The sequence below is a fragment of the Sphingobium sp. DN12 genome, from assembly GCF_051058005.1.
Lineage (GTDB): Bacteria > Pseudomonadota > Alphaproteobacteria > Sphingomonadales > Sphingomonadaceae > Sphingobium > Sphingobium yanoikuyae.
In genome coordinates this window covers 171882-197719 of sequence record NZ_CP173718.1, presented here as the reverse complement: position 1 = coordinate 197719, position 25838 = coordinate 171882, and the positions used below count along the sequence as shown (strand labels likewise).

Here is a 25838-nt window from a genome sequence, read left to right as displayed (position 1 = left end):
TTATCATGCGCGCATGTCGACCTGCGTGATTCCCCTCTCCCGTCCCGTTCCGATCGCCCACATACCCACTGACCTGTGCCTCAAGATCGTCAGCGCAGCAGGGGCCGGCTTCCCTTCACCCGCGCAGGATTGGGAGGAAACGGCGGTCAATCTGGTCGAGTTGCTGCGCCTCGATCGCGCCGCCAGTTTCGTGTTCCGGGTCAGCGGACATTCCATGCTCGACGCGGGCATCCATGACGACGATGTCGTCGTCGTCGACCGGGACGTGACCCCGTCCAACGGACGGATCGTCATCGCCGTGGTCGATGGCGGGTTCGTCATCAGGCAACTGGTATGGCGCGAAGGAAAGCCGACGCTGGAGGCACGCAACGCTCGCATGAGATACGAGCCAGTCGTCGCGGATGAAGCCGTCGAGATCTGGGGCGTCGTGCGCGCCACTGTCCGCAACCTGCAAGGCTAGACAGGCGATGTGGGGGATAGCGGACGTCCAGAATTTCTATTGCTCGTCGGAGCGGGTCTTCGATCCCTCGCTCCGGGGCAAGCCTCTCATCGTGCTGTCGAACGGCGACGGGTGTGCGATCGCCCGCTCGGAGGAAGCCAAGGCGCTGCACATCAAGATGGGCGCGCCGCTTTTCAAGATCCGGGACATCGTGCGCGAGCACGGTGTCCAGTGCCGATCGAGTTCATACGAGCTTTACGCGGACATGAACCGGAGGTTCAACCAGGTGCTCGCCGATCACAGCGACACCATCGAGATCTACAGCATAGACGAATCCTTCTTCCGCCTGCCGGTCCTGGCGAACGGACTGGGCGACGTCGAGAGCGCGCATCGCATCATCGCGGACGTGAAGCGGGCGACAGGCTTGCCGATCCGGATTGGCCTTGGACCGACGCGGACCCTGAGCAAGGTCGCCAATGCGCTGGCGAAGGCGTCAGAGAAGGTCTGGCGCGGGGTGGTCGACCTGCACGATGTCGAACTGCGCCAGCGCATGTTCGCACAATGGCCGGTCGAGGAAGTCTGGGGCATCGCGCGCGCGATGACACAACGCCTGCGACCGCTGGGCGTGCGCACCACGGCCGATCTTGCAGCGCTTCCGCCCGAGGTCGCGCGCGATGTGGGGACCGTCGTGCTCGAGCGCCTCGTGCGTGAGTTGAACGGGGTGGAATGCACCGATTTCGAGCCTGAGCCGCCGGCATCCAAGGCAACCGCTGTGACGCGGTGTTTCGGGGAGCCGGTGAGCGACGTGGACGCGCTGCGCGAAGCGATGGTTCGGCGCGCCGTTCGCGCGGCCGAGAAAATCCGCAATCAGGGTCTGGCTGCGACGAGGCTGATCGCGTTTGCGCATGGCAGCAGGTTCAAACCGAACGCGCCATCGGCATCGCGCGTCGGTCGATTGTCGCCGGCAACCAACGATCCCCGCGTCATCGCCGGCATGGCCGCGCGCATGGCCGAAGCGATGTTCGAGACGGGCCGGGTCTATACCAAGTGCGGGGTGATGCTGGAGGGATTGGAAAGGATGGCGGCGCATCAGGCCGACTTGTTTGCAAAGCCCGACCCGCGATCCCCTGCCCTTCTGTCCGCGATCGACGGGCTCAACGGTCGCTTCGGCCGCAATACCATGCGCCTTGCATCCGAGGGGTTCGGAACCAAGTCCTACGATACGAAGCGAGCGTTCAAAAGCCCGTCATGGACGACGCGGATCGATCAGGTGCCGATCGCGCGGTGATAATGTCAGCGCGCCCCGTTCCCGCATGTGCAGTGCCTGTTCGATCGGCGGAGAACAGCCAGGTCTTCGCGGCTTCGTCGTTGTCGAACAACTTGCCATTCTCACCGATCAGTCTCTTTGCCTGAAGGCGCTGAAGGGAAGAATCCGATCCGACCACCGCGATGCGTCTGGCCAGCTTGCCATAGAGCGGAATGAACTGCGCGATCTCCTCGGCGATCGGTAAGCGGTAAAAATCCCCCACGTGGCCTTGAGAACGGGGCTGTAATTTGGACGATCAGGCGGCGCTTGCGATGCTGCTCAGTTCGAACGAGGTTTGCGCGGCGTTGGCATCGGTCCAGCAATAGGGCAACAGATCGTCGATCGGATCGGTATCCGCGCGGGTGATGATCCGGGTAAGGACATCGCAGAGATAGGCGTAGGGGTTGATGTCCAGCATCTTGCAGGTTTCGACCAGCGAGGAGATCGCCGCCCAGTTTTCTGCACCGAGCTGGTGGCCGGTGAAGAGTGCATTTTTTCTTTGGAGAGTCACCGGCCTGATAGCCCGTTCGGCGGTGTTATTATCGATCTCGATCCTGCCGTCGTCGAGGAACCGGGTGAAGCCCGCCCAGCGCTTGAGCGCATATTTCATCGCATCGCTCGTTGCCGATCCGGCCATCATGCGCGGTGCGGTGGCGGCGAACCAGGCATGGAGCTTGTCGACCAGCGGACGGGTCCGCTCCTGCCTGACAGCGAGGCGTTCTTCGGCCGTGCGCCCACGGATTTCCTTTTCGATGCCATAGATTTCGGCAATGCGCTGCAAGGCGTCCTGCGCGACCGGAGCATCGCTGCCTGCATCGACGAACCCGCGCCGCAGATGAGCCCAGCAGTAGGACTTGGTGACGCCGGTGTCGGCGCCATCGTCCTTGCCGAACTGGTCATAGGCCTGCCAGGCATCGACCTGCAGGATGCCTTGGTATGACCCAAGCAACTGCTTGGCCCACATCTTTCCGCGTCCTGGCATATATGTGTATAGCGCCAGAGGCGGATCGACGCCGCCATGAGCGCGATCGTCGCACACTATGACCCACATATAGCCGGTTTTCGTCTTGCCCGTTCCCGGCGCCAGCACCTTGACCGTGGTTTCGTCGACGAACAGACGGGCACGGGCAAGCGCATCGGCGCGCATCCTGTCGGTGATGGGCATCAGCGCAGCGATGCCACGACCAACCCAGTTCGCCATAGTGGCGCGGCTGATCTCGATGCCTTGCCGGGCGAAGATCTTCGATTGCCGATAGAGCGGCAGGTGATCGCAATATTTGTTGATCAGAACATCGGCGATCAGCGCTTCGGTCGGCAAGCCGCCCGGCACTACATGCGCCGGGGCCGACGCTTGGCGAACGCCGTCGCTGCAGCAGCGGCAGGCATAGCGGGGGCGGATCGTCACCATCACGCGATGCTGGGCCGGGATGATGTCGAGCCGTTCGGAACGGTCCTCGCCAATCTTGTGCAGCGTCCCGCCACAGGCGCATTCCAGGTTTTTGGGCTCGATCACCGTCTCGAAGCGCGGCAGATGGGCCGGCAGCGATGCGCGCTCGGCATCTGGAGCCCGCCGGCGACGCGGCCTGAGGCCGTAACGTCCGGCCTCCTCGGCCGCCTTGTCCTGCAAGCCATCGGCTTCACCAAGCGCGACGTTCTGGTCTTCCAGCGTCAAGGCCAGTTGATCGACCGGCAGCTTTTCCGAACGCTTGCCGAAGGTCGAGCGGTTGATCAGCTTGAGGATATGTTCGAGCCGTGCCGCGCGAGCGCGCTCGGCCAGCACCATCGCCTTGAGCTGCTCCACATTGTCGGGAAGCTCGTCATATCCAGCCTCCGGGCCGGTCTCGACAGGGGGTTCGGGATGCGCCACCACGCCCGCATTCTAGCCAGTTCCCCACGTCTGGGAACAGCCTTGCGTCAGGTAGAATCAGGCGTGCGATCTACTGCGCATGAAGTGGCTTTGGCACCCGCGGCACGTGCATGCGCGACCAGTCCAGCCCCTCGAACAGCGCGGAAGCCTGGGCCGCCGACAGCTTCATCACTCCGTCTCCCGGGCGGGGCCAGCGGAACTTCCCATCCTGCAGCCGCTTCGTCACCAGTACGAGCCCGGTGCCGTCCCACAGGAGGAGTTTTATTCTGTCCGCCCGGCGTGCCCGGAAGACAAAAAGCATGCCTGAGAATGGGTCGAGCCGCAGTTCCTGCTGCACCAGTGAGGCGAGGCCCGCCATACCCTTCCTGAAGTCCACAGGCTGCGTCGCGACAAGCACCTTCAACGGTCCGGGCGGAATGATCATGTGTTCACCTGCGCGGCCAGGAGCACCCGCTCGATATGGTCGGCATCCACGTCGGACGGGATGCGGATCGACAGCCCGCGGGTCTCGATAATAATCTCACCGCCACTCCTCGAACTCGCGGGCAACGATGACACTGCAGGCGCCGGTGGCCCAGAAGATGGCGACGGTACGGGAGGTGCCGGCGGGCTTTCAATCACCGCGGGAACAAAGCCCATCCCCTCGGCCCGTTCCCGGAAACGCCCTCGCCAGTTATAAAGCTGTTGCGGGAGCATGCCGTGACGCCGGGCTACCTCGGCCACATTCGCGCCCTGCTTGAAACTCTCCTCGATGATCCGCGCCTTCGCCGCAGGCGTCCATCCACGGTTGCCATTCGACAAGGGAATGACGTCAAGACGCTCGACCTTGCCTGCCCTCCCACCCCTTTCAGTTTCGAAACTGGTTTCGAAATCACCACTCATCACCACCTCGCAAATGCAAGGCTCAACACCTACCAAATCGCGAAATCATGAGAATGTGGGGGATTTTGACCGCTTACGGCGATCGTTCGATCCTGAACCGGAAATCCGTTCGCATTGACCAGGATATGGCCTTCGCCGGGCGTTGCTCCGTTGGCTATTGCACGCTGCAATACAAGCCGGGCCTCATCGTGGAACCGAGCTAGGACTTCCCGCGTCCAGAAACCCCGCAATTCGACGTACAGAAAGCGGCGTGCCATATCGTGATTCAGTCGAAACATAAGACATATCCCCTTTCTTCAAAAAGGCTGAGCGGTCGCAACGACCTCTCCACCCTTTGAATATGCTTTTTACAAGTAAACCGATCATTACGGCGCTGCGCGGCTGCGACGATCTGCGCGAATGCTCATGCCCGCCGGGCAGTCATTCCATGACGAGGACCGTGGCTCGTCTATCTGGCACCGGGGTCGGTCTCGTTGTCCCTGGCGCAGGCGGTCGCGCGGAACCAATGGCAACATGGTGCCAATTTTCAGACAGACTTTTCCAATCCAGCGCGGCCGCGATCGGACGATAGCTGGCGGGATGGACGCCATCGGCGGTCGGCACCGCGCTCAACTGGATGACGGTATCGCCAAAGCTGCGGGCAACTGCTGCAACGATGCGGGAAGCGCGTGCATGGTAGGGCGCCAGCCATGTCACGCGAAACGCCGTCGTGCGGCTGCGCAGTGTCGTGAGATTGCGGGCGAGCGCTGGGTTTTCAGGGTCGTTCGATCCGAGCGCAATCAGAGCGAGCGGTGCTGGCGATCGCGACCGGGGCATGCGGGCTATCTCGGCCGACGGCGCACCGACGCGGGCATGGACCTCGCAGCGGATACCCTGGGCCGCCAGCGCGGATGCGGTGCCGATCGCGGTGCTGTCACCCAGGATGAGGCAAAACAGTATCATCAGCGAACTTGCTGCCCGGGGAGGGTTTTGGACGGGGGCTTCTCCAGAATGTGCAGTCCCTCAGCTGGCAAAACGTGTACGCCGTGATTGGTATAAATCGCGATCCGGTCGGAAGTCTCTGCAATGGGATAGCCACGAACCCGAATATTGCCGGATTGATAGAAGGCGCAGCAGCCCTTCTGAACCTTCGCAATCGTCGCTTCGCGCTCGAACTTGGCGGCTTCGACCCCGGCCGGTCCTGAGCTGACGGCTACGACAACGACTATGCCCCCAGCGATAATGTAATTAGGAAGATTGACGACGCGGTTGGCGACGGCGTGCAGGATTTCCAGAATGAGCTCTGATGAGTTCGAACCTTTCCGTTTGCCGTAGACGAGTGCCCCAAGGGCAACAGCGATAACTGACCAAATGAGGAGCGACGACACCATCACCCGCCACAGCCAGTCGAAAAAGTGTGTGATAGTGAGATACAGTACGACGGTGTAACCCTGGCCCATGACCTCACCCGTCGACATTGTCGTCGCTCCGAACGTGAGCCCGAACGATCGCAGGTAGGTGTCGATGTAACTGTAGCCCGCAAAGTAGAGGAACGCGCCACAGACGATCGCCAGCGACGGGATCAGCGCTAACATCGACGAAAAAAGGCCAGTGATCCGAACCGGAACTGCTGAGGCATCCGGGGACGGCGACGTGGGCGCGGGAGGCCGCTCAGGGTTCATGGTCTTGTGGTTTGAACGTCGGGAGGCGGAGCCGAGCCTAATGGCGCGCCGTGTATTTCACCGAACAGCATGATGCCGATCACGGCAACCGCGCATCCAGCGAGACCGAAGACAATGCGTAGCATGCCGATTGTTCGTGCAGCACGTCCGCGCCTGATTTTCAGGAACAGCCGTCCGATGCCCGTGCGACAGGCAAGCCAGCCATCGGCTATGTCGATCGCCCCGAGGGCGGCGATCGGCAGCGCGACCGCGAACACCAGCCATGCCGGCGGTGCATCGAGCAGGATGGCCGTGCCCACCCCCAGTATGAGTGCGAGTGCGGCACCGGCGTGAATTACGGCCGCAAGCGGCGCGATCCTCCACGTCCGGCTCTGGAAAAGCAGCCGGAAAAGCACCAGCGGTCGCCGGCATGTCTCGCAACGGTGGATGCGGTGACCGGGCTCCCACGGCATCATCGCACGATGGCAGTAGGGACAGGGTGTAAGCCCGAAGCCGGCCATCATGTTCATGACGTCTGAACCGTCTGGATCGATTTCTTAGCGATCATCGCATTTCCCGGTCATTGCGGTCTGGAGGGAAGCGGCTGCGTCGTCGGCGTGGACGGTGCGGCAGCAGGCGGCGTCGCAGGCACGAGCCTTGGCTCAAGGCGCGGCCGTGCGTCCCCGATGAGCTTTCTGAAGGCATCGAGGGTCGCAAGCGTGGTGATCTTGCCGATGTCGGTCGAGGCATAGCTGCCGCCCAGAGCGCCTACACCAAGCCCGAGCAGGACACCCCCACCGATCACACCGACGTCTTTCTTGCGCGCCGAGCCACTGGCGACCGCCTCCTGGATGCCGGTGTTGACGTCGACCAGGGTCATGAGGACCTGGCTTTCGAGCGTCTTGGATTTTAGGCCGACCGCACCGCCGAAGACACCCCCGATGCCGCCACCGGACTCGCGGGACTTGGCATCGGAATAGACCACCTTCACCTCGATCAGATAATCAGCTTTGGTAACGGGCCGGGTGGCAGCGGTCGCGCCGGCGATCGCCCGCTCCCGCTCGAGCGCGCTGAAAGCCTCCCCGCGATCGGCTACGCGGAAGCAGTTCGAACGTGCGATCATGAGCTTGACCAGAGGAAGGGCATCGACGCGGGCGGTCGATCCGCCATTCTGCATTTCCGCCATACGCATCAGTGCCTGCAATTGCGGGGAAAGGGCGTCGGCGGGGTCCGCAGCTTTCGTTTCTACGAGCGCTGCGACGCCGAGCGGCACCGGGCATTGGGGCAGTTGCGTCGTCTCGTCGACGCCCGTCCCGCCCTGGCCAAGCTTTTGCGCGAAGGCGATGGAAGGTGTGACGGCCGCAAGCGCGGCCGTCACGGCGAACAGGCAGACGCGCTCAAGCACCGGCCTTATCCTTTTTGGCGTGGGCCAAGGGATCGCAGATCCCCGCGCGCTCTTCCTGCGTCACGACTTTCCTGGCCGCTTCGTCGCAATCCTTGCAATCGGGGCAGTCGGCGCAATCCTTGCACTTGCCCTTATGATGGCGATGCCTGGCATAATGTGCCTTCTTCGCCGCAATCTGCGTCGCAGCGTCGTCTCCAGCCCGCTCTCCGACATAGGCCGACATGGCGACGAGGATGGGCGTTGCCGATTGCGCGCTCGCCGCTGCGGGCATGGCGGCCGAGAGAGCGGCAAGGCTCAGCGCGGCGATAATTTTCAGTTTCATGATGCTGTTCTCCAGTTCTGGCCGATTGTCAGAAGAAGCCGTTGCGTCGGCCGTCGCGACGGTCATCGTGGCGGGTATCGCCATCGCCGAGGGCCGAGCGCCGGACCTCGAGCTCCACCCCATCCCCCTTGCGGCGGATGCGGACATCCTGCGGGGCGAGGTTGTTGCGCTTCGCCCAGCGGTCGGCGTCGGCGTCCGAGCCGAACTCGCCCATTTCCTCAAATTCCCAGTTGCTCATGTCGATGCTCCTGACTGATCGCCTCGCCGGCGCGCGGAGCCGGTCGGGGCGTGACGATGTGCGGGGTTCCGCGCATGATCGGGGCGGCAGTCAGTTGACCGCGCTTCGTCGTCGCTGCGATGCGTCGAAAATCCCGACAGCATTGCATGGTCGCGTAGCGCCACCTCGATCGCGCTGATTTCGTAAGAGGGACGCCCGGGATCGCGACGCACGAAGAGAATGACGGTCGAAGGCCCGGCCAGCCACCGGGCGATCGACACGGGAGCGATGCCTGGCGTGCGGTCTGCGATGCCGGCAATGCCGGTCATCACGGTTGCGCGCACGGTCTCCCCCCAGCGCAGTGCCTGCGGACACGACGGATCGTGACCTGCGACCTCGGCGATCGCGCTGGCGGGCAGCGCATGGATTAGGCGGCGGACCCCTGAGAGCGTCTCTGCCGGCTCATTGCCGATATGGGTGATTGCGCGCAGCAGGACGTAGCGCGCGGCATAGGTGAAGGCTGTGCCGCGCACGTTTTCGACCGGCAGGAACGCTTCGATCGCGGAGGATCTGGCATAGTCGCTCGGATGATCGGCAAAAAAGTCCCAGTTGCCGAGCGCCGGATCGATCAGGACATCGCGGGTCTGGTCGGCAAGCGCGGTGAACGCGTCGCCATCGCCCAGGATGGCGAGGCGGTCGCCCGTGCCGTTTCGGACCGTGCGAAGCCGGTCGGCCGAAGCGGTCTGGACGGTCGCGATCGTCAACAGCGGGCGCGCGGGTTCGCATTCTCTCTGGAAGGAGAGCGGGTAATCAGCGCGCATGGACCCCGCCTCCCCTCTCTTGCATCGCTCTTGAGCGAAGGAAGCGGCCGAGCGGCATGAGGACGGCGTAGGTAAGGCCGAAGATCGCGGCCATCGCCAGGGTTTCGCCGCCCCAGTCGAGAGCGTCCTCATGCTTCGCCTGCTGGATGCACTGGGTCATGGTGTTGGTGTCGAGGTTGCAGGGATGCCAGTGTTTGCTGGCGATGACCTGTTCGAAGGATAGCGGGGCGGCGGTCATGGTCTTGACTCCTTTCGGTGGGGGGCGGCGTCGTGAAACCGGCTGCGCTGCTGCGGCAGATAGCGTTCGAGAAGGCGCTCGATTTCGGGATCGCCGAAGGGATCGTCGTCGAGGCCGGTGTAGGGATTGAGCGACGACAGGCCGGTGTCGAACGCGAGCGGAAGATGGTGGCATCGAGGCAGGTCGAGGTCGGTCTCGAAGGGGCCGGGTTCCCGTCGAGGGAGAGGCATCTCGATCGTGATGGCCCGCGAAGAGACCGACTTTACCGAAGGATGGTTGCCGACCTGCCCTGCTGAACGCGCGCGGGGTGCCTTGGAAGCGCGTCGCTGTATCCGAGGTGCGGGAGCGGCTTTGGACACATATACGGGCGGCTGCGGGGCCTGATAGCGGGCAGACAGACCGATCCACCACATTCCGAGGGCGACAAGGGCAAGGACAGAAATGAGCATGAGCGCCATCACAGTTCCAGTCCGATGTCTTTTTCAGGGAAGGGAAGTTCCGGCGCTTTGGGCTCTACGATTACCCTATGTTTGGTAAGGTCGAGTGAGGGGTCGGTGCGGATATCGATTTTACCGAGAGAGTTGTCCTTGTTGGCTACTTCGGCATTGCTCCCAAGCTTTTCCGGAGCGCGATCGAGGTCCGGCGGAAGCGAGGGGTTGAACGGCTCGTTCGACGTTGCTGCGGGTTGCGCGCCGGCGACGCCCCGCGCCGGATCGACCGAAAGTTCGCCCACGGTCTCGAGCGCCGATGTCTTGTTGCCTTCGTTGCGCTCGATGGCCTGTGTCAGCTTTTCGCGATCGTCGGTGAACAGCTGGATATCGTCGCGGACGCGGGTCACGGTCACGTTGAACAGGCGCTGGTTGGAAAGGTTGGATTCCTTGTGGCTCATCACCGCGATCGCGGTGTCGGTCGTGATGCCCTGCGCCGCGTGCATGTTGAGCGCATAGGCAAGGCTGATCCGCTCCATCATCGGATCGCCTGCCTTGAGATCGTGGATCGTGCCGTCGCTCGCCTCGACGCGGATGCCCGCCTTGTCGGCCGAGATGACGCGGGCGATATCGTTGTTGTTGAGGCCACGATCGCGATCGTTTTTCGTCCAGCGGATCTTGTCGCCTTCGTGCAGCCGGATCTGCTCGCGTTGCGCGAGCTGCATCGCATCGCTTTTGTCGAGGGGCGATATGCGCTGCGGGTCGAAGCTGCGCACACGCGAGCCGATCCGCACCTGGACGCGTCCCTTGTGGTCGACGCCGATGACATCGTAGGTGCCCGGTCCAAGGCCGAGGTCCCTGACGGCTTTCGGGATGTCCAGCACCTGGCCGGGCTTGTAGCTGTGAGCGTAGCGCAGTTCCTCGCGGGTAATGTTGATCTTGTCGAGGACGCCGATCGCGACGCCCTCGCCCTTGATCGCCCCTTCGGCGGCAAGCCCGTCTTGGATGCGCACATTGAGTTCGGCGCGCGCGACCCGGCCCGACGAGAACATGGCCGTCGTCTCGCGCTGTTCGGGCGTAAGGCCCAGCCAATGCTCTGCGGCCGCCTTCACATGCTCGGGGTTGGCCGTGACCTTGTCGCCGAGCACCGCCATCGCCTCGCGCACCTGACCGAGGTTGGTGAGCGCAGCGACCGTGCGCAGCTGGTCGGTGCGCTGGCGCAGGTTTTCGTCCATCCGCGCCAGCGTGATCCCGCCGGCCTGTGCGATCGCGAAGGCCTTGCCGGCATCGACCGCGGTAATCTGCTGGCGGTCGCCGATCATCAGGAAGCGATCGACGCCGAGCGCATTGGCGATGCCGACGAGGTGCTTCATCTGTTCGGAGCCGACCATCGAGGCTTCGTCGAGGATGATCGTCGTGCCGGCGAGCGCGTCACGCGCGCCGTCATAGCCTGCGCCCTTCCCTGCGAGCGCATGGCGCGCATAGCTGTGGACGAAGGAGGAGACGGTGCGACTCTCGATGCCGGTTTCGGCGCCGAGCCGGTCGGCGGTGGCTTTCATGAGCGCCAGGCCGACGACCTTGCCGCCTTCCTGCTCGACATTGCGCGCGACGCTCGCAAGCATCGTCGACTTGCCCGCGCCCGACACGCCCTGCACGGCAACGATCCGATCGCGCGAGATGAGCGCCATGGTGGCGGCGGCCATCTGCCCCTCGTTAAGCTGTTTGTCGCCCGAGGCGGCATTGATGCGGTCGATCACCACATCGGCAGGGACGATCACGCGCCCCTCGCCTTTCCCGCGCTCGATCTCGGCAAGGATACCGCGCTCGGTCGCCAGCGCCTCGGGCGTCGTGACATGGGTCACGAAATCATCGATCCGGTCCGACTTGCCGGGGATCAGCTGCTCATTACGGATCAGTTCGGAGACGCGGGCATCGATATGACTGGCGGTGACGCCCTTGAGACCGAGATCGAGCGCAGTTCGGGCGACGGCGGATACTTCGAACGCCGCTTCACGCTGGGCGTGGATACGGATCGCGGATGCAACAGCATGCTGAGCGCGAATCTCGACGGGCGAAAGACGTAGCCGCTCGATACCTCTGGATACGAGCGGATCGCCGGGGCGGAACATCTCTCCGAGTGTCTCGCGAATAGTCTCGATCACCGCACCGACCCGTTCCATCGTGCCGAGCCGGGTATCCGGCCTGTCAAGACCGGCACGATCCCGGGCGGCATCGACCAGCGCCTTTCCGTCGAACCCGAGCGCGGTTGCCCGATCACGCCATTCCGCGCGCAAGGCATCGCGGTCCTCGACATTCAATTTTGCGTCGCGGGTATTGGTCGTGATCCGGTCGATTGCCTTGGGATTGGTGATCCCCAGTTCAGCCGCCTTGGCCGCTATCTCGGTGCGGCGCTGACTAAAGGCTTCGATGACGGCTTTGGGCACGCCATTGATCTCGAACTGGCCGTGCTTGCCGGTGATGCTGGTTTCATAGCCAATCTTTGCCAGCTCGGCGCGGAACTGGGCATGATAGGCCGCGCCGATGGTGGTGTTGTTCTTCCACAGCTGGCCATTGTGCAGCGCCTGCCAGGCCCCGTTTGCCATCTTCGTCATGTTCGCGACGAGGACGTGGATATGTCCCTGCGGATCGAGCGCACGGCTCGTGTCGTGCTGGAACATGGCATAGACGAGATTGCCGGTTCGCACAGCGTCGCCATGCCTGGAATGCTCGTAGGTCCGCCCTTCGGCAAAGGTCTTCTCGACCCATCCCATGGTCGCACGAACGGCGTTCATATGCGCGGCGAGAACGCGGGCGTCGCCGGCGACATAGGCCATGACGCTGGCCGACTTGGGCATCGAGAAAGTCAGGTCTACACCGGACTGGCGGTTCTGGACCTGCCCGACCTTTTCCCCGTCGGGCATTTCGCCGTTGAGGATCTTCTCGAAGTCCTCCTTGGTGACCTCGCCCGACAGACCGAGCGCTGCCGCCCCCTCCCCGCCCCACGCGGTCGCCTCGGAGGCATGCTCGGCAGTGTAATAGTCGTCCTTGGCGAAATAGTTCGCCGCGCCCGAGGCCGATTTGACGGAAGCGACCGAGAGCATCGGTTACATTTCCGGGTCCATGTCATCGTCGATCTCGGGCGAGCGGTCATGCCCGTGATGACGATGATGATGGTCCTCGGTGCGATCGGTCGCGAACCCGTCGCGCAGTTCGCGCGTCGACTGGTCCTCATGCCGGTCGCCATCGGAACGGTTCGACGGACCTTCATGACTGTGCATGTCGGGGTTCGATCGTGTCTGTTCGGCACCCTGCGCAGCTGTGCGGTTATCGATGAGTGACATCCCCATGCCAGTCAGTTTCGCATCGAGGTTGAGCTGGCCGTGGGTTCCGCGCGCGGTCTCGGCATTGGACGCCGTCCTGCCATCAGCCGACTGCCCGGGTTCTGTTCCGCCGGCTGCTTTGTTCGCTTGTGCGATCTGGATCTGATCCACCACGACCGGCGGTGCGGCGATCACCTCCATCGCCGCTGCCGCCTTCTCCGCTTCGCTCCGGGCATGACCAGCTTCAGACTGCGTCTTCTGTTGCTCTTCTTCCTCGCGCTCTTCCACGCCTCCCACGGGCCGCGTGGGCGTATGCTCACGCCCACCTTCACCCCCCTCATCCGCGCTTTCGTTCCGGCGTCGCCGGTCCTGCGGCGAGACGTATTCGGTCGGCTTGAAGTCCTTCCGGGGAACGGCGCCTGGGGCGATCTCGGGATAGGAGCGTATCTTCAGTTCGATCCGCGAGGCGGGAAAGCCGTCGGGGAATTTGACGAAGCCGTGCAGCGAGGGGAGATTGTTGATGTCGTCGGGCAGGACGAGCGGTTCGATCGCGGTGCGCGGCGTCAGCGTCGAGGCATCGCGGGTATTGTTATAGCCGTAGCTGTAGGCTTCATCCATCTGGCGCACTTCGCGATTGCCGATGAACTCGGAGCATTTTTCGGCGGTCGTGCGGTCGGCGGTGGCGAGGATCAGCTTGGTGCGCGCAAGGCCCGTCAGCGCGGTCGCGTTCTGGAGCCCATAGGTGGCGACCAGCTTGTCGAACGAGTGGATGCCAAGGACGAATGCACCGCCGAAATTGCGGGCGGACTGGAGGCCATGTTCGATGCCCGGTAGCGCATGGAGCGCGTGGACCTCGTCGAAGAGATACCAGGTCCGCAGATCGCGTGTCTTGGGCAGGCGCATGAGGTTGTTGACGGCGAGGTCGATCCACAGCGTGAAGAGCCCGCGGGTCATCTCCAGATCGTTGTACGAGCCGGTGATGAACATGATCGACCCGTCGCGATTGTCGGTCGCGATCCAGTCGCGGATCGAGAAGGCCGGAGGCCCGCCCTTGACCGGGTCCGGCATGAAGCGAAGCGCCTGTCCGTTGACGTTGAGGACGGAGCGGATGGACTCTGCCATCCGCGCCGCCTTTTCGGTCGTCAGCGGGGCAGCGACGGTATCTTCGAGCTTGGCGTGGATCTTCTTGAGGTCGGCCTGCATCAGGTGGTGGGCGATGGCGGCGTTGTTGCCTTCGCCATCTTCCTGAAGCTTCAGGCACATCTCGATGAAGAGCATGCGCGCGGCGTTCTGCCAGAAGGGTTCCTTGTCCTCGGGATGGGAGGGAATGAGCGCGGCGGCGGCCGACACGAAATCAGCATAGTTGCGGCATTCATCGAACAGCGTCCACGGTGCGCAGCGCTCGTCCATGGGGTTGAGGATGACGTCGGTTTCGGGATCGTAGAAGCTTTCGACGAAGGCGCCGGTAAGGTCGAAGATGACGGCGCGGTGGCCGCGCGCACGGATCTGCGAGACGTGACTGCGCAACTGCGTCGTCTTGCCGGTGCCGGTGGTGCCGATGAGCATCGTATGGCTCTGTTCGAGCCTCCATGGATAGGGGATGCCGGCGATGCGGTAGGGCACATGGATGCCCTGGTCTACGCGATCGATGACCGGCGCCTTGGCGACGCGTGCGGGATCGAATGGCGGGTCGTGCTCGGCGCATTCCTTGCGGAAGTTTTTGGCGTTGTGGGCGCGCACGGCATTGAGGAGAACATCGTTCTCGACGAGCATCGCGCCGCGATTGTGGCGCTCCTGGAGCATGTCGCGCCCGCGCTTGTTGGCCCACATGATGAACCACATGATGAGCGGCGCGGCAATGAAGACGGACATGACCAGCGTGGTCAGGAAGATTTTGACGGTCTTCGCCCATGCGTGAACGACATGGGGTTCGTAGGGGACGTAACCGATCGGAACCTTGGTGACGATGCCGCTGGGAAGGGTCAGGTTGATGAGGTGGAACTTGTCCGCGCCGACCCATGTCCAGACGGCGGAATAGAGCTTCATGAGGTCCAGCTGGAACTCATGTTCGGCAAGCCCCAGCCAGACGAAAATGTTGAAGAGGACGATGAAGGTTCCGAGCCAGATCCAGATGGGCACCTGGATGCCGGCCCACGTCATCTTGTACTGGCTGGCGAGCAGCTGTGATCCGCGCGTGAAGTTGCCCGAATTTCGGGTGATCCGTCCGCGTGCGGAGTGATGTTTGACGGTCGCGGCCTGGCCGTTGAAGCGGATGTCGTTGCTACGCATGGAAGGTCTCCAGGCGTTGCTTTGCGGCTGCTAAGAGCTGTGGGACGACGTCACCGTGATCGCGCGTAATGATGACGTCGATCGCCGCTTGCATGTACTCGAGGACGAGCACGGCGCGGGTGATATTGAAGCTATGGTCCGCCTCGGCAAATCTGATGCCGAACATGAGAGCGTAGCGAGCGGCTTCGGACCGGGAACAGCCTCGCTTTGCAGCGATCTGATCCAGTGCCGCCAACTCACTCGGCAAAAGCCGAAAAGCTATGGTTGACTTAGACATGTACCACCCACGGTCAAGTGGATGGTGGGGCTTCCGAGCCTCTTAGATACCGCGATTTGCAGGGGGTTTCCAGCAATAACGTGTAGCTAAATTGCAAACAGAACTTATCGTGCAAAGACAAGTAGTTAGCGTGGGTGTCGTGAGGCGTTTGCACATGCAAACAGGCAAGCGTATGCAAACGGTCGATATTTCAATGTCTTAACCTGCGGCCTGCCGCATAGGGTGTGCAAATCTCTAGGGACTATCGGTGGTTGTCGGGGCATCAGGGGATGTTGTCCGATCGTTGGCTCCGATTCCGGCAGGGAAGCGCCGCAGGCAATCATCCTCGGGATCGTCGGGACGGGGTTTCGCGGAGCAATTCCGCCCCACGACGGACCTGGCCATAGGCCAGTGTCCGTCGCCCTTATGCTGGTCCGGTCAAGACCGGATCAGCGAGCGAGATGGTGGCTCCATATGGAGATGATGCTGCGTGCTATTGTGTCGTCGTCGGCACGCTGGCATCCTGTGTCGTGGAGGCTGGTCACACGATCAGAAAAGGCATGTCCCATGGCACGGAGTATCGAGCAGGAACGCAAGCAGCTTGAGGCGGAGGAACAGCGGTTGAGCGAGCGACGCAAGCAGCTTGCCGAACGGGAGCGAAGCGACCGGCTGAAAGAGGTCGAGAAGTCGGGGTTGATGAAGGCCGACAGCGCGCAGTTTACCGGCATCCTCGAAGCGATCCGAAAACTCGGGGCGACAGAGACGCTCAAGCGCCTGACCGCGTAAGTCGGTCGGCGCTGTGTCGGGCCTCAAGCCCGACAGGCAAAATGATGGGGGAGCGGCCGTCAGGCCCTCCCCCATTTTGCAGAGGCAAAGATTGTCACGGATCTTGTGCCATGCAGGCAGAAAAAAGGGGCACCGGACGAATGTCCGGCACCCCCGACGCAGGGACCGTGGAGGGAGGCTAACCCCAGACCATGCGTACATCGTCGGCGACCGTGGAGGTCGCGGCAATCCTGTCGAGACGATCGAGATAGCTGTGCAGGCCATTGTCGGTCATGGCTTTGCGGATGTCGGGTTTTCCGAGCCGCGCGCGCAGATCGTCGAGGGGAATGTCGCCGCACGCTTCGGTGCCAAGACCCATCGCCTCGAGAACGGCGTAACCGTTCTGGTTGGAGAGATCGATTTCGGCTGCGCCGTCGGGTGAGGAACCGACGCACATGCGGATGGAGCGGGTCGCATCGTCGCGCCAGAACCGGATGGTAAGGCCGCGAAACTGCGCTTCCTCGACCACGGCTATGACGGCTTCGTCATGATCGAACAGGGCGCAGATCGATGCGAGCGACCATGGACATACGCGGGCCTCGAAACTGGCGCTGACAAGCGGGTCATCATCGTCGTCCTCGATGAGTTCACCACGCTCGCGAGCGAAGGCGCGGAACGCGGCGAGCTGGCGAGCGGTGATGATGGCCGGTTTGGCGACGGCGCGCTGCTGGACTGCGAGCGAGAATGTGATCGACATGGGCTTGTCTCCCGATTGAAACCGCATTCCCGATCCCCCTGCTCTTCGACCCGTCAGGGTCGCGCTGGTCGGTTCAGGATTGTCGGTCCGAAGGACCGTGATCGACCCGGCATCCCGGCATCGGGTGCGTTGGTGGTGCGCGGTGCGATCGGCACTGGCGAGGCGTAGCGAACGGGCGACCCGCAGGGGTCGCCGTGACGCGAGCGAGCCGTGCCGGTCGGCTGTCATGGAGGGCGTCCCGGGACCGCGCGAGGCGCAGCGGGTGCGCAGGCGATGCGACGGCATCGCCGCGCCCGCCAGCGAGCCGGACCGGGCGGCGGTGTGCCATGCCCGATGGGTGCCGCGCCGCTCGATGCGGAGCGAGCGCGACACGCGCAAGTGTGGCCGCGATGCGAGCGAGCCGGCGCGGCTGTGGTGCGCGGTGCGATCGGCACCGGCGAGGCGTAGCGAACGGGCGATCCGCAGGGATCGCCGTGACGCGAGCGAGCCGTGCCGGGCGACGGTCATGGAGGGCGTCCCGGGACCGAGCGAGGCGCAGCGGGTGCGCAGGCGATGCGACGGCATCGCCGCGCCCGCCAGCGAGCCGGACCGGGCGGCGGTGCGCCATGCCCGATGGGTGCCGCGCCGGTCGATGCGGAGCGAGCGCGACACGCGCAGGCGTGGCCGCGATGCGAGCGAGCCGGCGCGGCTGTTGTGCGCGGTGCGATCGGCACCGGCGAGGCGTAGCGAACGCGCGATCCGCAGGGATCGCCGTGACGCGAGCGAGCCGTGCCGATCGGCTGTCATGGAGGCCGTCCCGGGACCGCGCGAGGCGCAGCGGGTGCGCAGGCGATGCGACGGCATCGCCGCGCCCGCCAGCGAGCCGGACCGGGTGGCGGTGTGCCATGCCCGATGGGTGCCGCGCCGGTCGATGCGGAGCGAGCGCGACACGCGCAGGCGTGGCCGCGATGCGAGCGAGCCGGCGCGGCTGTTGTGCGCGGTGCGATCGGCACTGGCGAGGCGTAGCGAACGGGCGACCCGCAGGGGTCGCCGTGACGCGAGCGAGCCGTGCCGGTCGGCTGTCATCGAGGCCGTCCCGGGACGGCGCGAGGCGCAGCGGGTGCGCAGGCGATGCGACGGCATCGCCGCGCCCGCCAGCGAGCCGGACCGGGCGGCGGTGCGCCATGCTCGATGGGTGCCGCGCCGGTCGATGCGGAGCGAGCGCGACACGCGCAGGCGTGGCCGCGATGCGAGCGAGCCGGCGCGGCTGTGATGCGCGGTGCGATCGGCACTGGCGAGGCGTAGCGTGCATCGGCAATGCGACGGCATTGCCATGCCGCGAGCGAGCCGGGCCGCTGCCGTCTATGGGCGTCATCGACCGCAAGGTCAGGCCCACGCGGCGCGATGGGGCTCGATGCCCCGGAGCGCCGCCCAGGGCGACGTAAAAAAAGGGAAGGACCCCGGTTTCCCGGAGCCCTTCCGACAGATGCGTCAGGCGCGGCGGCTGCGCGCAGGCTGCATCGGTGCCTGTTCGTTGCGACGGAAGACGTGCAGCGGGACGCCAGCGGTGCGCATCTTGCGGGCGAAGTCGATCTGGACGCCCGATCCTTCGCACACGACTGCCTCGACGGGACGCAGGCTTGCGATGCGGTCGTTGCGCAGGAACCCCGCCTTGTTGCCGTGACGACGCTCGAGCATCATGCGCACCAGCTTGACGTCGCGCGAGGACGCCCATGCTGCGGCGATGGCGTCGGCTCCCTTGTTCATCGCGGTGGTCATCAGGACCATCGAGGGGATGCGGCGCTTGATCTGGTCGAGGCGTTCGAAGAGCTGCTCGTGGTCGTGCCATTCCATGCCGCCCGAGAAGGCGACGACAGGCCCGGTCGGGTTGTGCTCTTCCCGCTTCTTGGCGGCGCGTGCGGCCAGATAGTCGGCTCCGTCGATCATCGAGGCGGTGAGCTTGGAGGAGACGCGGCTGCCGCGCACGGTCGAGAAGGGACGGCCAGTCTCGATGCGATAGACTTCGCCGGCGTGGTCGCGCATGCAGCGCATCGCCTCGGCGCACCCTTCCAGTGTCTGGCAGAGCAGCTGGGTCTCTTCGAGTTCGACAGCGTAGATCTCCGAGGGGTCGTAGCTGCGGACCAGATCGCCCAGCTTCTTGGCGGCGTCATCCTCCCGGCCCTCGATGCGCTTGGCCACCATGTGGAAGCTGTTGACGAAGCCCCATGCGAGGTCGGCGGCGAACTCCTCCATCCGGGTGTCGCGGAACACATCGAACATCGTCGAGAGCATCTGTTCGACGGCGGCTGCTGCCTGATCGGGATCGGGCATTTCCAGCTTCTCGGCTTCTCCCACGATGCTGAGCTTGGCCATCTCGCTGGCTTCGATGAAGCTGCCTTCGTAGGTCTGGCGGGTTTCGGTGTCGACGCGGCGCTCGTTGAACGCGCGGCCCATGTCGTCGAAGTTGCTGTACTTGGTCATGATAGCCTCCATGTGTTGAAAATCTCACCTTCTCTCGGTGAGGAATCTCATCCGGCATGCGGCGGTCAGGGCGGTCAGGGACGTTAACCGGGAAGCCGTGCCGCGCAGACGGCACGGACCCCGGTTAACGCTCGCGAGCGGTGGAGCCGATTTTCTCGTGCCCGAAAGCGGAGGCGCAGCCGGAGTGTCGGGTGCGTGAAAATTGGGGGACCGCTCGTCCTTGACGGCCCGCAAATCCCCGCATGCCAAACTTCCTCATCACAGAGAGAGAAAATATTATGTTGTGGCAGGCACGCCGGGTCGGACCGACGGCGGGCGACGATGGCGTGCCGCAAGGCACGGCATCGTAAAGCGGGCGCCAGAGAGCCCGGGAGGGCGAACCAGCCCGCGCCGCCCCCAAGGAGGACGCCCGGCGCAGCGAGCGGATCGTCACCCGTCAGGGCGGAGACCCCGCAGGGGGCTCCGGGAGGCCCGCCAGGGCCGAGTAGAGCCGCGTGCCCGCCCATAGGGCGGGACGCCCAACCTCTTCTTCTACGCCCTTCTCTCAACCACCATGGCAGGACCGACCGCCCGAACCGGATGCAAGGGAGCGGCGGCCGCGACAGCGGCCGCAGCCGCAGCCGGAGAGGCTGCGCGTTGGATCACGCGGTCATGGATCGTAGTCGTGGCTATCGCCGTCGTCATGGGCGTCCCCGTAATCAGGCATCTGGGTGTGACCCGGATCGTCGGGGTCGAAATTGTCATCGTGATCGTCGGTTACCGGATTGATGTGTAAATCCGGTTCGTCGTCATATCCGGTATGGCCGACAATCCGGTTCGCCGGCTCCGGCTCAACCGCGCTGTCGTCGTCGAACCAGCATTGGCGCGGGCAAAAGAGCAGCAGCCGGTCGCGATGGACGAAGGGCTTGCCGTCCATGAGGATCGGACGGGTCGCGAGACGGCGGCAGGGCTGGTTCCGGCGATCGTAGAAGCCGCATGGCACCGCGAGCGGCGTGGGGGCGACGGCATCGCCGTCGTCACTGCCGCGCGCCGGTGCCGGGATTTCGGGTTCGGGGTCCGGCGCGAACGGATCGCCGTCGAACATGTCGCGCTGGGTGGTCATGATGCCGATCCTTTTCGAGCGGAGGCGCGCGCGCAAGGCGCGATGCGTCAGCATCGCGTCGAGGGCGGCGCGCCGGTCAGAGTGAGCACGCGGCAGGGGCGGTGCCTTGCGGCACCGCCCCGTGCGGTTCGGGTCAGTAGAATTCTGCCCGGTCGGCGATGATCTCGCAGCCGTAGCGGTCGTTGCCGTCGACGTCCTGCCAGCGGGTGTAGTGGAGGCGGCCTTCGATGGCGATGAGGTCGCCTTTCTGGCGGTTGTTGGCGATCGCCTTGGCGAGGCCGTTGAAGCAGGTGACCTTGTGGTATTCGGTTTCCTTGACCGTGAAGCCGTCCTCGCCCTTGTAGGTGTGGCCGTCCTTATTCAGCTTGGGGCGATCGGTCGCCACGAAGATCGTCGCGACGCTGGTGGTGCGGTTGACCTCGCGCAGCTCGGGGGTGCGGGTGATGCGGCCGACCAGGTTCACGTTGTTCATCTCGAAGCCTCCTTGGGATGTGGCCGGCGGTTCGTCCGCCGGTGTCACCTGAGGAGCGCCGGGAGCTGGGGCGCCGCACCGCAGGGCGATCGGGACCGTCGCGCAGGCGGCGGGATCGATCGACCGGAGGGGAACCGCTTTTGCAGGGGTGGTGCGGGCAGCCGCGCAACGCGCGGCAACACGGCCCTGCCAAAGGGGTTGCGGGGTTCCGGCTCCCGGCGCAGGTGACACGAAACGGCGGATGGACCGCCGGTCGCAGCCCAAGGTTCCCGCAGGCTTCGAGATGGACAAGTCTCGTGAACCGACAGGGTCGGGTGCGTCATCCGTATCCCCGGGCGATGGAGTGCGGGGGGCAACCGGACCACCAGCGTCGCGACTCCTTGGGATGGTGGCGACAGCCCGGAGCTGAACAAGGACGGTCACATGCGGACGTGACGGCCGTGTCGAGGAAGCCGGATGCCGCAAGGGCACCTTCGGGCGGAACGCTTGCCAGGGCGATCGCCAGCAACCGCCATCCCCGGCACCGTTCCGATCGCCATCGAAGGCTGCTTTCAGGGCGCTTCCGCTGGCAGGGTGGCGATGGCTTTACAGGCCGCCGGATTGCGAGATCAGGGCCGGTTGGCGGACAGTTGCGATCCCAACCGTCGGGGCGGTGCCGCAAGGCACCGCTCCTTTCAGAGGGCGATTGTCGATGGCGATTGGATGAGAGACCCGTTAGCGACGGTCCAGAGGCTTCAGGAGCCGTGCCTGAATGGCGCGGATGATCTTTGCGAAATATCCCGGCGGGGTTCTACCGTAGAGAAAGCCGCCACTCTTGAGATCGATCACGTCGTGGCCGCGCCAGTCGAACTCATTCGCTTCGTTGAGAACGACATAGCTTTCCTGCGGGCGCGGCAAACCCATAGCGGTCGCGACAACCTCAGGGATCGCATCGGTGTCGCTATCGGGTACCTCGCCCTTGGTGGTGATGGGCGCAACGACGATGCCGGAGGCATCGGCGGCAAGGACTATAACGGGGCGTTCCTTGACGCCTTCGTCCCTGCCCGCCGCGGCGTCGGTGCTGAAGAGATAGACATAGTTGAGGATATCACCCGGGCGAGGCGGCGGTGCCGGGGGTGTCGTGGTCCCATCGATCGGCGGCAATTTCGGCGTCACTGGGAAGCGAGGCTTCAAGACGGGCCGCGAAGTCATTGGGGAAGGTTCCTTCGGAATAGACACGGCGGTTTCCATGAAGCGCAGCGAGCGCAGCTTCGGCATGTTCGAGCCACTGGGCACTGACGACGGCCGCGAACGGACGCTTGTGCTTGGTGAGAATGACAGGCCGCGTCTGGCTTTGATCGACATAGACGCCGGGAGACTTGTGAAAGTCGGTGAGGTTGACGGTGTCGTCGTCAGCGCGGGTCGCCATGATATCCTCCTGCGGTGGAAATGGCAATTATACGCATTGTGCGCGGAATAGCCAGAATGAAGACGGGGACCGCTTCGGGGGGAGCGAAGCGATCCCCGTCGAGGGAGCGAAAGGGGCGACGCATATGCGCCGCCCGTGGTCGATCAGGCGTTCTCGAGCGGCGCGGTGGACTGGCCGAGACCGTCCGGGGTCGGTTCGCTGCCGGTGTCGCTGACGCTGCTGCCATCGGCCCCGAAGGGCGGCGCGATATCCTCGTCCGACTTGATCCCGAGCGCGGACGTCACGTCGCGGCGCTTCTGGGCGCGCTGCCACACGACATTGTACGAGCCGTCGTCCTGGCGGAACGCCGAGACCTGGAGCGGCTGCGCCAGCGAGGGATCGTCGATGCGGCCGTTGAGGAAAGCTTCGCCGGTGTTGGTCGAGGTGAGTTCGAAGAAGGCCCCGACCTGCACCCACGTCCGGCTCGGGGTGAGCGCGTGGATTTCGTAGCGCGGCGCGCGCGGGTTGGCGGAATGCACCGGCTTCAGCGCGATCGTCATCGCCACTGTCAGCGTCGAAATGCGGCCCATGAAAATGCCCGCGTCGTTCTGCTTGATCGATCCGATGTTCATGTCGTGTCTCCGTGAGATTGTGCGTCTGGACCCCTTGTCCTCGACACTTTCTCCCATCCTCCTCCTCTCCCCGGCCCCTTGGCCGGGCAGGGCGCGAAAGCGCCCCTCACCGAACGCGTTCTTCACGCGGACGGTGGTGGTTCGAAGAGGGGCATTTTGGCGACTGGACTGTCGAATTGGGTAACCCTTAAGGGTTACTCACATGAAGATTGTGCTTCAGCTGCATCGTCCGGCGCCTTGATGGGGAGGATATGGAGCGGCGGAGGGATGTAGTTGGCCTGACGGAAATGCTCCATGATCGCCTCGTAGGAACCTAGTTGCGACGCTTCGTCGGCGGTCAGGACGGCCTTCTCGTCTTGTGCGGCGGTATAGACCTGTCGTGGACCTTCGCCGATCCAGATGCGGATTTCAGGTGTAAAATGCCCGTAGTTACCGTCGGACCAGCTTCTGAAAGGCAGGTCGTTATGGCAGCAAAAGTCCTCCATGTCGTCGATATCACCGCCGACCACTTCATGGGCGCGTAGGCAGAGAGGTTCTCCAGAGGGTATCTCCGTCAGCGGCCCCCCATTCCATTCAAGAGAAAGGCCGCATCGGTTGGCGGTTTCGATGAGTTCGGGCACCCGATCGGCAGGGAGTATCCCTCCGATGGTAATGGATACCGAGACGCGATCTGGCATGGTGCAGACTCCTGAGGCCAATGACTTGCCGGTCCCGTCCGAGGCTTGCGCTCCATTCGTCCAGCTGCCAGTCATCACCCTCTCCTCTTCATGCTCCAGTTTCTGCCATTCACTCTGTGCTCATCGGTGAAACGAATTGAGGCGATAAACGGGTTCAACACAACGATGAATTGACTCGTCATGGATGAATGATCGAGGAACTCGTTCCCGGCAGGCAAAAAAAGGGCGATGCCGTAACGGCACCGCCCCTTTGAATTTCAGGCGTCTTCGGCAACGCGCTTGGCGCGACCGCGACCCTTGGCGACGGGCTCCTCCACCGGCGCGGTGGACTGGCCGAGACCGTCCGGGGTCGGTTCGCTGCCGGTGTCGCTGACGCTGCTGCCATCGGCCCCGAAGGGCGGCGCGATATCCTCGTCCGACTTGATCCCGAGCGCGGACGTCACGTCGCGGCGCTTCTGGGCGCGCTGCCACACGACATTGTACGAGCCGTCGTCCTGGCGGAACGCCGAGACCTGGAGCGGCTGCGCCAGCGAGGGATCGTCGATGCGGCCGTTGAGGAACGCCTCGCCGGTGTTGGTCGAGGTGAGTTCGAAGAAGGCCCCGACCTGCACCCACGTCCGGCTCGGGGTGAGCGCGTGGATTTCGTAGCGCGGCGCGCGCGGGTTGGCGGAATGCACCGGCTTCAGCGCGATCGTCATCGCCACTGCCAGCGTCGAAATGCGGCCCATGAAAATGCCCGCGTCGTTCTGCTTGATCGATCCGATGTTCATGTCGTGTCTCCGTGAGATTGTGCGTCTGGACCCCTTGTCCTCGACACTTTCTCCCATCCTCCTCCTCTCCCCGGCCCCTTGGCCGGGCAGGGCGCGAAAGCGCCCCTCACCGAACGCGTTCTTCACGCGGACGGTGGTGCGATCCGGCCATGCCGGGGAGAGTTTCAGTTGGGCAGATGTCCTGCGATCAGCGCGCTATCTGCCGGGTCAAGGCAGTGCCGATATCGGCATGCGCGGCGACAAGGGCGCCGATCGCGCGCGAAACGACAGCGCTCGCTTCGTCGTCGGGCGTCATGCACCAGCGTTTGCCTGCGTGTCGGATGTCGATCAGTCGATCGGTCCGGTTGTCTATGCCGAACGTATAGCCGTCGCGCTCGCTGACGCCCGCAACCGTGACGTCGGTGGTTTTCTGCATGACAGCGACGATGGGCGGGATCGCGGGCGTCAGCGTCACGATGTCGACGATTTCGGCAGGTGGGACCTTCGCGGGTGCAGGCGGCTTGCCGAGACGGGGCATCGCAGGGATGGGCACCAGGCCATTTACGGCGTCCTGGGCCATGTCCGCTGCCATCGCGGTTGCCATAAAGATCGCGGTGCGCGCGAGATCGTGAGCGATGGCCTCGCGATGCGCGTCGGAGAGCGTCGGCAAAAGATGGCAGAGTTTGGTGTCGAGCGCGAAGGCGACGGGTTCGGCATTGGGATCGATGCACATGGGTCATGACCTTTCGGCAGAGATCCGGACCCCATGTCCGGATTGCCGATCCGCTCCCCCTTCCCTGCCGGCGCAGCCGGTTCCGGCATCGTTCGACGATGCCGGGGCGACGATAAGGGTCAGCCAGAGGGATGTGTGGGATGTTCGAGCGGAGGATGCTCGGACAGATGCCTGCGGGCCGTCGCGAGCTTGCGCAGCGTCGAGGCGAGAAAGAGTCCGTGCGACGTCTGGGGATCGACCAGTCCGGCGCGTTTGTTGAGCCGCGTCTCGTGATGTCGGATCGCGTCGACTGCGACCATGATGTCGTCGAGCGTCAGTGCGACGACCGTGCAGGTGACAGGCAAGGGCACGTTGCGCAGCGCGAAGGCGAGAAAATGGGGTGCGACCGGCAAATGGTGGGCGAGTGCCAGTTCGACGGCGTGTCGCAGCTGGTCCCTGTCGTGTACCAGTTCTTCGAGCAGCCGCGACGCCGGCATCGCGGGAACCGCGCGGAACGCGCCATGTTCGAGCGTGATGGCGATGGGATCGCTCGAGGCGAGACCGATGACATGCTCGGAAAGGATGGCGATGACATCGCCCTCCTCGATGCAGGGTGTGTCGAGGCAGGCGTCATACGCCGCTTCGCTGCTGTCGTAATAATGGACGCGGTACATGGCGCTGTTCCTTTCGAGCTG

Annotated in this window: 31 protein-coding genes; 5 read left to right on the top strand and 26 right to left on the bottom strand. The window is 64.2% G+C overall.

Annotated elements, in window-relative coordinates:
- Positions 1–13: 13 nt before the first annotated feature.
- Together ACI6S0_RS24365 and ACI6S0_RS24360 are read left to right on the top strand one after the other, a co-directional pair.
- Complete coding sequence (locus tag ACI6S0_RS24365) at positions 14–460, top strand: LexA family protein (RefSeq protein WP_069338484.1); 447 nt, start codon at positions 14–16, stop codon at positions 458–460.
- 7 nt (positions 461–467) lie between these two features.
- Positions 468–1727 carry a Y-family DNA polymerase gene (locus tag ACI6S0_RS24360; RefSeq protein WP_069338483.1) on the top strand — a complete coding sequence of 420 codons (1260 nt, stop codon included), beginning with the start codon at positions 468–470 and terminating at the stop codon, positions 1725–1727.
- Here the strand turns inward: ACI6S0_RS24360 and ACI6S0_RS24355 are convergent.
- The 15 genes from ACI6S0_RS24355 to ACI6S0_RS24285 all read right to left on the bottom strand — a co-directional run bounded on the left by ACI6S0_RS24355 (position 1675) and on the right by ACI6S0_RS24285 (position 15174).
- Positions 1675–1968, bottom strand: coding sequence for a hypothetical protein (locus ACI6S0_RS24355; RefSeq protein ID WP_163000183.1), 294 nt, complete (start codon positions 1966–1968; stop codon positions 1675–1677). The two genes, ACI6S0_RS24360 and ACI6S0_RS24355, sit on opposite strands and share 53 nt — an antisense overlap.
- 33 nt (positions 1969–2001) lie before the next feature.
- Positions 2002–3528, bottom strand: a complete 1527-nt coding sequence (tnpC, locus tag ACI6S0_RS24350; protein WP_099232373.1) for an IS66 family transposase — start codon at positions 3526–3528, stop codon at positions 2002–2004.
- Positions 3529–3682: 154 nt separating this feature from the next.
- Entirely contained in the window at positions 3683–4036 is a 354-nt protein-coding gene (gene tnpB, locus ACI6S0_RS24345; protein ID WP_037523654.1) for an IS66 family insertion sequence element accessory protein TnpB, read from the bottom strand.
- Positions 4033–4494, bottom strand: a complete 462-nt coding sequence (gene tnpA, locus ACI6S0_RS24340; protein WP_122129165.1) for an IS66-like element accessory protein TnpA — start codon at positions 4492–4494, stop codon at positions 4033–4035. Before tnpA ends, tnpB begins: the two co-directional genes overlap by 4 nt.
- Positions 4495–4914: 420 nt before the next feature.
- Entirely contained in the window at positions 4915–5436 is a 522-nt protein-coding gene (locus ACI6S0_RS24335) for a hypothetical protein (protein ID WP_069338481.1), read from the bottom strand.
- Positions 5436–6068 (bottom strand): hypothetical protein, encoded by a 633-nt coding sequence (locus ACI6S0_RS24330; protein WP_069338480.1) that lies wholly within the window; start codon positions 6066–6068, stop codon positions 5436–5438. Before ACI6S0_RS24330 ends, ACI6S0_RS24335 begins: the two co-directional genes overlap by 1 nt.
- A gap of 83 nt (positions 6069–6151) precedes the next feature.
- Positions 6152–6664, bottom strand: coding sequence for a hypothetical protein (locus tag ACI6S0_RS24325; protein ID WP_069338479.1), 513 nt, complete (start codon positions 6662–6664; stop codon positions 6152–6154).
- A gap of 50 nt (positions 6665–6714) precedes the next feature.
- The gene (locus ACI6S0_RS24320; protein WP_069338478.1) at positions 6715–7539 is read right to left on the bottom strand and encodes a CsgG/HfaB family protein; all 825 of its coding nucleotides are present in this window, start codon (positions 7537–7539) and stop codon (positions 6715–6717) included.
- Positions 7532–7927 carry a hypothetical protein gene (locus ACI6S0_RS24315; RefSeq protein ID WP_139150105.1) on the bottom strand — a complete coding sequence of 132 codons (396 nt, stop codon included), beginning with the start codon at positions 7925–7927 and terminating at the stop codon, positions 7532–7534. The genes ACI6S0_RS24320 and ACI6S0_RS24315 overlap by 8 nt, the downstream gene beginning before the upstream one ends.
- Positions 7890–8099 carry a hypothetical protein gene (locus ACI6S0_RS24310; RefSeq protein WP_069338476.1) on the bottom strand — a complete coding sequence of 70 codons (210 nt, stop codon included), beginning with the start codon at positions 8097–8099 and terminating at the stop codon, positions 7890–7892. The genes ACI6S0_RS24315 and ACI6S0_RS24310 overlap by 38 nt, the downstream gene beginning before the upstream one ends.
- Entirely contained in the window at positions 8096–8899 is an 804-nt protein-coding gene (locus ACI6S0_RS24305; RefSeq protein ID WP_069338475.1) for a type IV secretion system DNA-binding domain-containing protein, read from the bottom strand. The genes ACI6S0_RS24310 and ACI6S0_RS24305 overlap by 4 nt, the downstream gene beginning before the upstream one ends.
- Positions 8889–9137, bottom strand: a complete 249-nt coding sequence (locus ACI6S0_RS24300) for a hypothetical protein (protein WP_069338474.1) — start codon at positions 9135–9137, stop codon at positions 8889–8891. Before ACI6S0_RS24300 ends, ACI6S0_RS24305 begins: the two co-directional genes overlap by 11 nt.
- Positions 9134–9595 carry a hypothetical protein gene (locus tag ACI6S0_RS24295; RefSeq protein WP_125988441.1) on the bottom strand — a complete coding sequence of 154 codons (462 nt, stop codon included), beginning with the start codon at positions 9593–9595 and terminating at the stop codon, positions 9134–9136. The genes ACI6S0_RS24300 and ACI6S0_RS24295 overlap by 4 nt, the downstream gene beginning before the upstream one ends.
- Positions 9595–12666 (bottom strand): MobF family relaxase, encoded by a 3072-nt coding sequence (gene mobF, locus ACI6S0_RS24290; protein WP_069338472.1) that lies wholly within the window; start codon positions 12664–12666, stop codon positions 9595–9597. The genes ACI6S0_RS24295 and mobF overlap by 1 nt, the downstream gene beginning before the upstream one ends.
- A gap of 3 nt (positions 12667–12669) precedes the next feature.
- The gene (locus ACI6S0_RS24285; RefSeq protein ID WP_099231128.1) at positions 12670–15174 is read right to left on the bottom strand and encodes a type IV secretion system DNA-binding domain-containing protein; all 2505 of its coding nucleotides are present in this window, start codon (positions 15172–15174) and stop codon (positions 12670–12672) included.
- 55 nt (positions 15175–15229) lie between these two features.
- On the opposite strand from ACI6S0_RS24285, the gene ACI6S0_RS24280 reads away from it, so the two are divergent.
- Together ACI6S0_RS24280 and ACI6S0_RS24275 are read left to right on the top strand one after the other, a co-directional pair.
- On the top strand, positions 15230–15442 hold the full coding sequence (locus ACI6S0_RS24280) for a hypothetical protein (protein ID WP_221775552.1): 213 nt from the start codon (positions 15230–15232) through the stop codon (positions 15440–15442).
- A 555-nt stretch (positions 15443–15997) separates the two neighbouring features.
- Complete coding sequence (locus ACI6S0_RS24275; protein ID WP_069338469.1) at positions 15998–16216, top strand: hypothetical protein; 219 nt, start codon at positions 15998–16000, stop codon at positions 16214–16216.
- 178 nt (positions 16217–16394) lie between these two features.
- Here the strand turns inward: ACI6S0_RS24275 and ACI6S0_RS24270 are convergent, their stop codons facing one another.
- Positions 16395–17738 carry a hypothetical protein gene (locus ACI6S0_RS24270; protein ID WP_163000185.1) on the bottom strand — a complete coding sequence of 448 codons (1344 nt, stop codon included), beginning with the start codon at positions 17736–17738 and terminating at the stop codon, positions 16395–16397.
- A 34-nt stretch (positions 17739–17772) separates the two neighbouring features.
- On the opposite strand from ACI6S0_RS24270, the gene ACI6S0_RS24265 reads away from it, so the two are divergent.
- Positions 17773–18204: a hypothetical protein gene (locus ACI6S0_RS24265; protein WP_163000186.1), complete on the top strand. Its 432-nt coding sequence runs from the start codon at positions 17773–17775 to the stop codon at positions 18202–18204.
- A 218-nt stretch (positions 18205–18422) separates the two neighbouring features.
- Here the strand turns inward: ACI6S0_RS24265 and ACI6S0_RS24260 are convergent, their stop codons facing one another.
- The 10 genes from ACI6S0_RS24260 to ACI6S0_RS24215 form a co-directional block, all read right to left on the bottom strand.
- Positions 18423–19412, bottom strand: a complete 990-nt coding sequence (locus ACI6S0_RS24260) for an SLOG family protein (RefSeq protein WP_069336083.1) — start codon at positions 19410–19412, stop codon at positions 18423–18425.
- 649 nt (positions 19413–20061) lie between these two features.
- The gene (locus ACI6S0_RS24255; RefSeq protein ID WP_069336082.1) at positions 20062–20514 is read right to left on the bottom strand and encodes a hypothetical protein; all 453 of its coding nucleotides are present in this window, start codon (positions 20512–20514) and stop codon (positions 20062–20064) included.
- 133 nt (positions 20515–20647) lie between these two features.
- Positions 20648–20986, bottom strand: coding sequence for a single-stranded DNA-binding protein (locus ACI6S0_RS24250; protein ID WP_069336081.1), 339 nt, complete (start codon positions 20984–20986; stop codon positions 20648–20650).
- 714 nt (positions 20987–21700) lie between these two features.
- Entirely contained in the window at positions 21701–22129 is a 429-nt protein-coding gene (locus ACI6S0_RS24245; RefSeq protein WP_069336080.1) for a hypothetical protein, read from the bottom strand.
- On the bottom strand, positions 22074–22394 hold the full coding sequence (locus tag ACI6S0_RS24240; RefSeq protein WP_069336079.1) for a type II toxin-antitoxin system Phd/YefM family antitoxin: 321 nt from the start codon (positions 22392–22394) through the stop codon (positions 22074–22076). The genes ACI6S0_RS24245 and ACI6S0_RS24240 overlap by 56 nt, the downstream gene beginning before the upstream one ends.
- A gap of 143 nt (positions 22395–22537) precedes the next feature.
- Positions 22538–23005, bottom strand: coding sequence for a DUF736 domain-containing protein (locus ACI6S0_RS24235; RefSeq protein WP_099234220.1), 468 nt, complete (start codon positions 23003–23005; stop codon positions 22538–22540).
- Between the two features lie 194 nt (positions 23006–23199).
- Positions 23200–23682, bottom strand: coding sequence for a hypothetical protein (locus ACI6S0_RS24230; RefSeq protein ID WP_122129168.1), 483 nt, complete (start codon positions 23680–23682; stop codon positions 23200–23202).
- A gap of 257 nt (positions 23683–23939) precedes the next feature.
- Entirely contained in the window at positions 23940–24452 is a 513-nt protein-coding gene (locus tag ACI6S0_RS24225) for a DUF736 domain-containing protein (RefSeq protein ID WP_099234222.1), read from the bottom strand.
- 187 nt (positions 24453–24639) lie between these two features.
- Positions 24640–25164 carry a hypothetical protein gene (locus ACI6S0_RS24220; protein WP_037444040.1) on the bottom strand — a complete coding sequence of 175 codons (525 nt, stop codon included), beginning with the start codon at positions 25162–25164 and terminating at the stop codon, positions 24640–24642.
- A 119-nt stretch (positions 25165–25283) separates the two neighbouring features.
- Positions 25284–25817, bottom strand: a complete 534-nt coding sequence (locus ACI6S0_RS24215; RefSeq protein ID WP_037444036.1) for a hypothetical protein — start codon at positions 25815–25817, stop codon at positions 25284–25286.
- Between the last annotated feature and the right edge of the window lie 21 nt (positions 25818–25838).

Coding starts and splice junctions, on each gene's coding strand:
- ACI6S0_RS24360 (WP_069338483.1), top strand. CDS start 468: ATGTGGGGGATAGCGGACGTCCAGAATTTCTATTGCTCGTCGGAGCGG.
- tnpC (WP_099232373.1), bottom strand. CDS start 3,528: ATGGTGCTGGCCGAGCGCGCTCGCGCGGCACGGCTCGAACATATCCTC.
- ACI6S0_RS24250 (WP_069336081.1), bottom strand. CDS start 20,986: ATGAACAACGTGAACCTGGTCGGCCGCATCACCCGCACCCCCGAGCTG.
- ACI6S0_RS24335 (WP_069338481.1), bottom strand. CDS start 5,436: ATGATACTGTTTTGCCTCATCCTGGGTGACAGCACCGCGATCGGCACC.
- ACI6S0_RS24300 (WP_069338474.1), bottom strand. CDS start 9,137: ATGACCGCCGCCCCGCTATCCTTCGAACAGGTCATCGCCAGCAAACAC.
- ACI6S0_RS24255 (WP_069336082.1), bottom strand. CDS start 20,514: ATGACCACCCAGCGCGACATGTTCGACGGCGATCCGTTCGCGCCGGAC.
- ACI6S0_RS24365 (WP_069338484.1), top strand. CDS start 14: ATGTCGACCTGCGTGATTCCCCTCTCCCGTCCCGTTCCGATCGCCCAC.
- ACI6S0_RS24315 (WP_139150105.1), bottom strand. CDS start 7,927: ATGACCGTCGCGACGGCCGACGCAACGGCTTCTTCTGACAATCGGCCA.
- ACI6S0_RS24285 (WP_099231128.1), bottom strand. CDS start 15,174: ATGCGTAGCAACGACATCCGCTTCAACGGCCAGGCCGCGACCGTCAAA.
- ACI6S0_RS24260 (WP_069336083.1), bottom strand. CDS start 19,412: ATGACCAAGTACAGCAACTTCGACGACATGGGCCGCGCGTTCAACGAG.
- ACI6S0_RS24325 (WP_069338479.1), bottom strand. CDS start 6,664: ATGAACATGATGGCCGGCTTCGGGCTTACACCCTGTCCCTACTGCCAT.
- ACI6S0_RS24275 (WP_069338469.1), top strand. CDS start 15,998: ATGGCACGGAGTATCGAGCAGGAACGCAAGCAGCTTGAGGCGGAGGAA.
- ACI6S0_RS24230 (WP_122129168.1), bottom strand. CDS start 23,682: ATGCCAGATCGCGTCTCGGTATCCATTACCATCGGAGGGATACTCCCT.
- ACI6S0_RS24330 (WP_069338480.1), bottom strand. CDS start 6,068: ATGTTAGCGCTGATCCCGTCGCTGGCGATCGTCTGTGGCGCGTTCCTC.
- ACI6S0_RS24270 (WP_163000185.1), bottom strand. CDS start 17,738: ATGACAGCCGATCGGCACGGCTCGCTCGCGTCACGGCGATCCCTGCGG.
- mobF (WP_069338472.1), bottom strand. CDS start 12,666: ATGCTCTCGGTCGCTTCCGTCAAATCGGCCTCGGGCGCGGCGAACTAT.
- ACI6S0_RS24310 (WP_069338476.1), bottom strand. CDS start 8,099: ATGAGCAACTGGGAATTTGAGGAAATGGGCGAGTTCGGCTCGGACGCC.
- ACI6S0_RS24215 (WP_037444036.1), bottom strand. CDS start 25,817: ATGTACCGCGTCCATTATTACGACAGCAGCGAAGCGGCGTATGACGCC.
- ACI6S0_RS24305 (WP_069338475.1), bottom strand. CDS start 8,899: ATGCGCGCTGATTACCCGCTCTCCTTCCAGAGAGAATGCGAACCCGCG.
- ACI6S0_RS24240 (WP_069336079.1), bottom strand. CDS start 22,394: ATGGCGACCCGCGCTGACGACGACACCGTCAACCTCACCGACTTTCAC.
- ACI6S0_RS24225 (WP_099234222.1), bottom strand. CDS start 24,452: ATGAACATCGGATCGATCAAGCAGAACGACGCGGGCATTTTCATGGGC.
- tnpB (WP_037523654.1), bottom strand. CDS start 4,036: ATGATCATTCCGCCCGGACCGTTGAAGGTGCTTGTCGCGACGCAGCCT.
- tnpA (WP_122129165.1), bottom strand. CDS start 4,494: ATGAGTGGTGATTTCGAAACCAGTTTCGAAACTGAAAGGGGTGGGAGG.
- ACI6S0_RS24295 (WP_125988441.1), bottom strand. CDS start 9,595: ATGGCGCTCATGCTCATTTCTGTCCTTGCCCTTGTCGCCCTCGGAATG.
- ACI6S0_RS24235 (WP_099234220.1), bottom strand. CDS start 23,005: ATGAACATCGGATCGATCAAGCAGAACGACGCGGGCATTTTCATGGGC.
- ACI6S0_RS24220 (WP_037444040.1), bottom strand. CDS start 25,164: ATGTGCATCGATCCCAATGCCGAACCCGTCGCCTTCGCGCTCGACACC.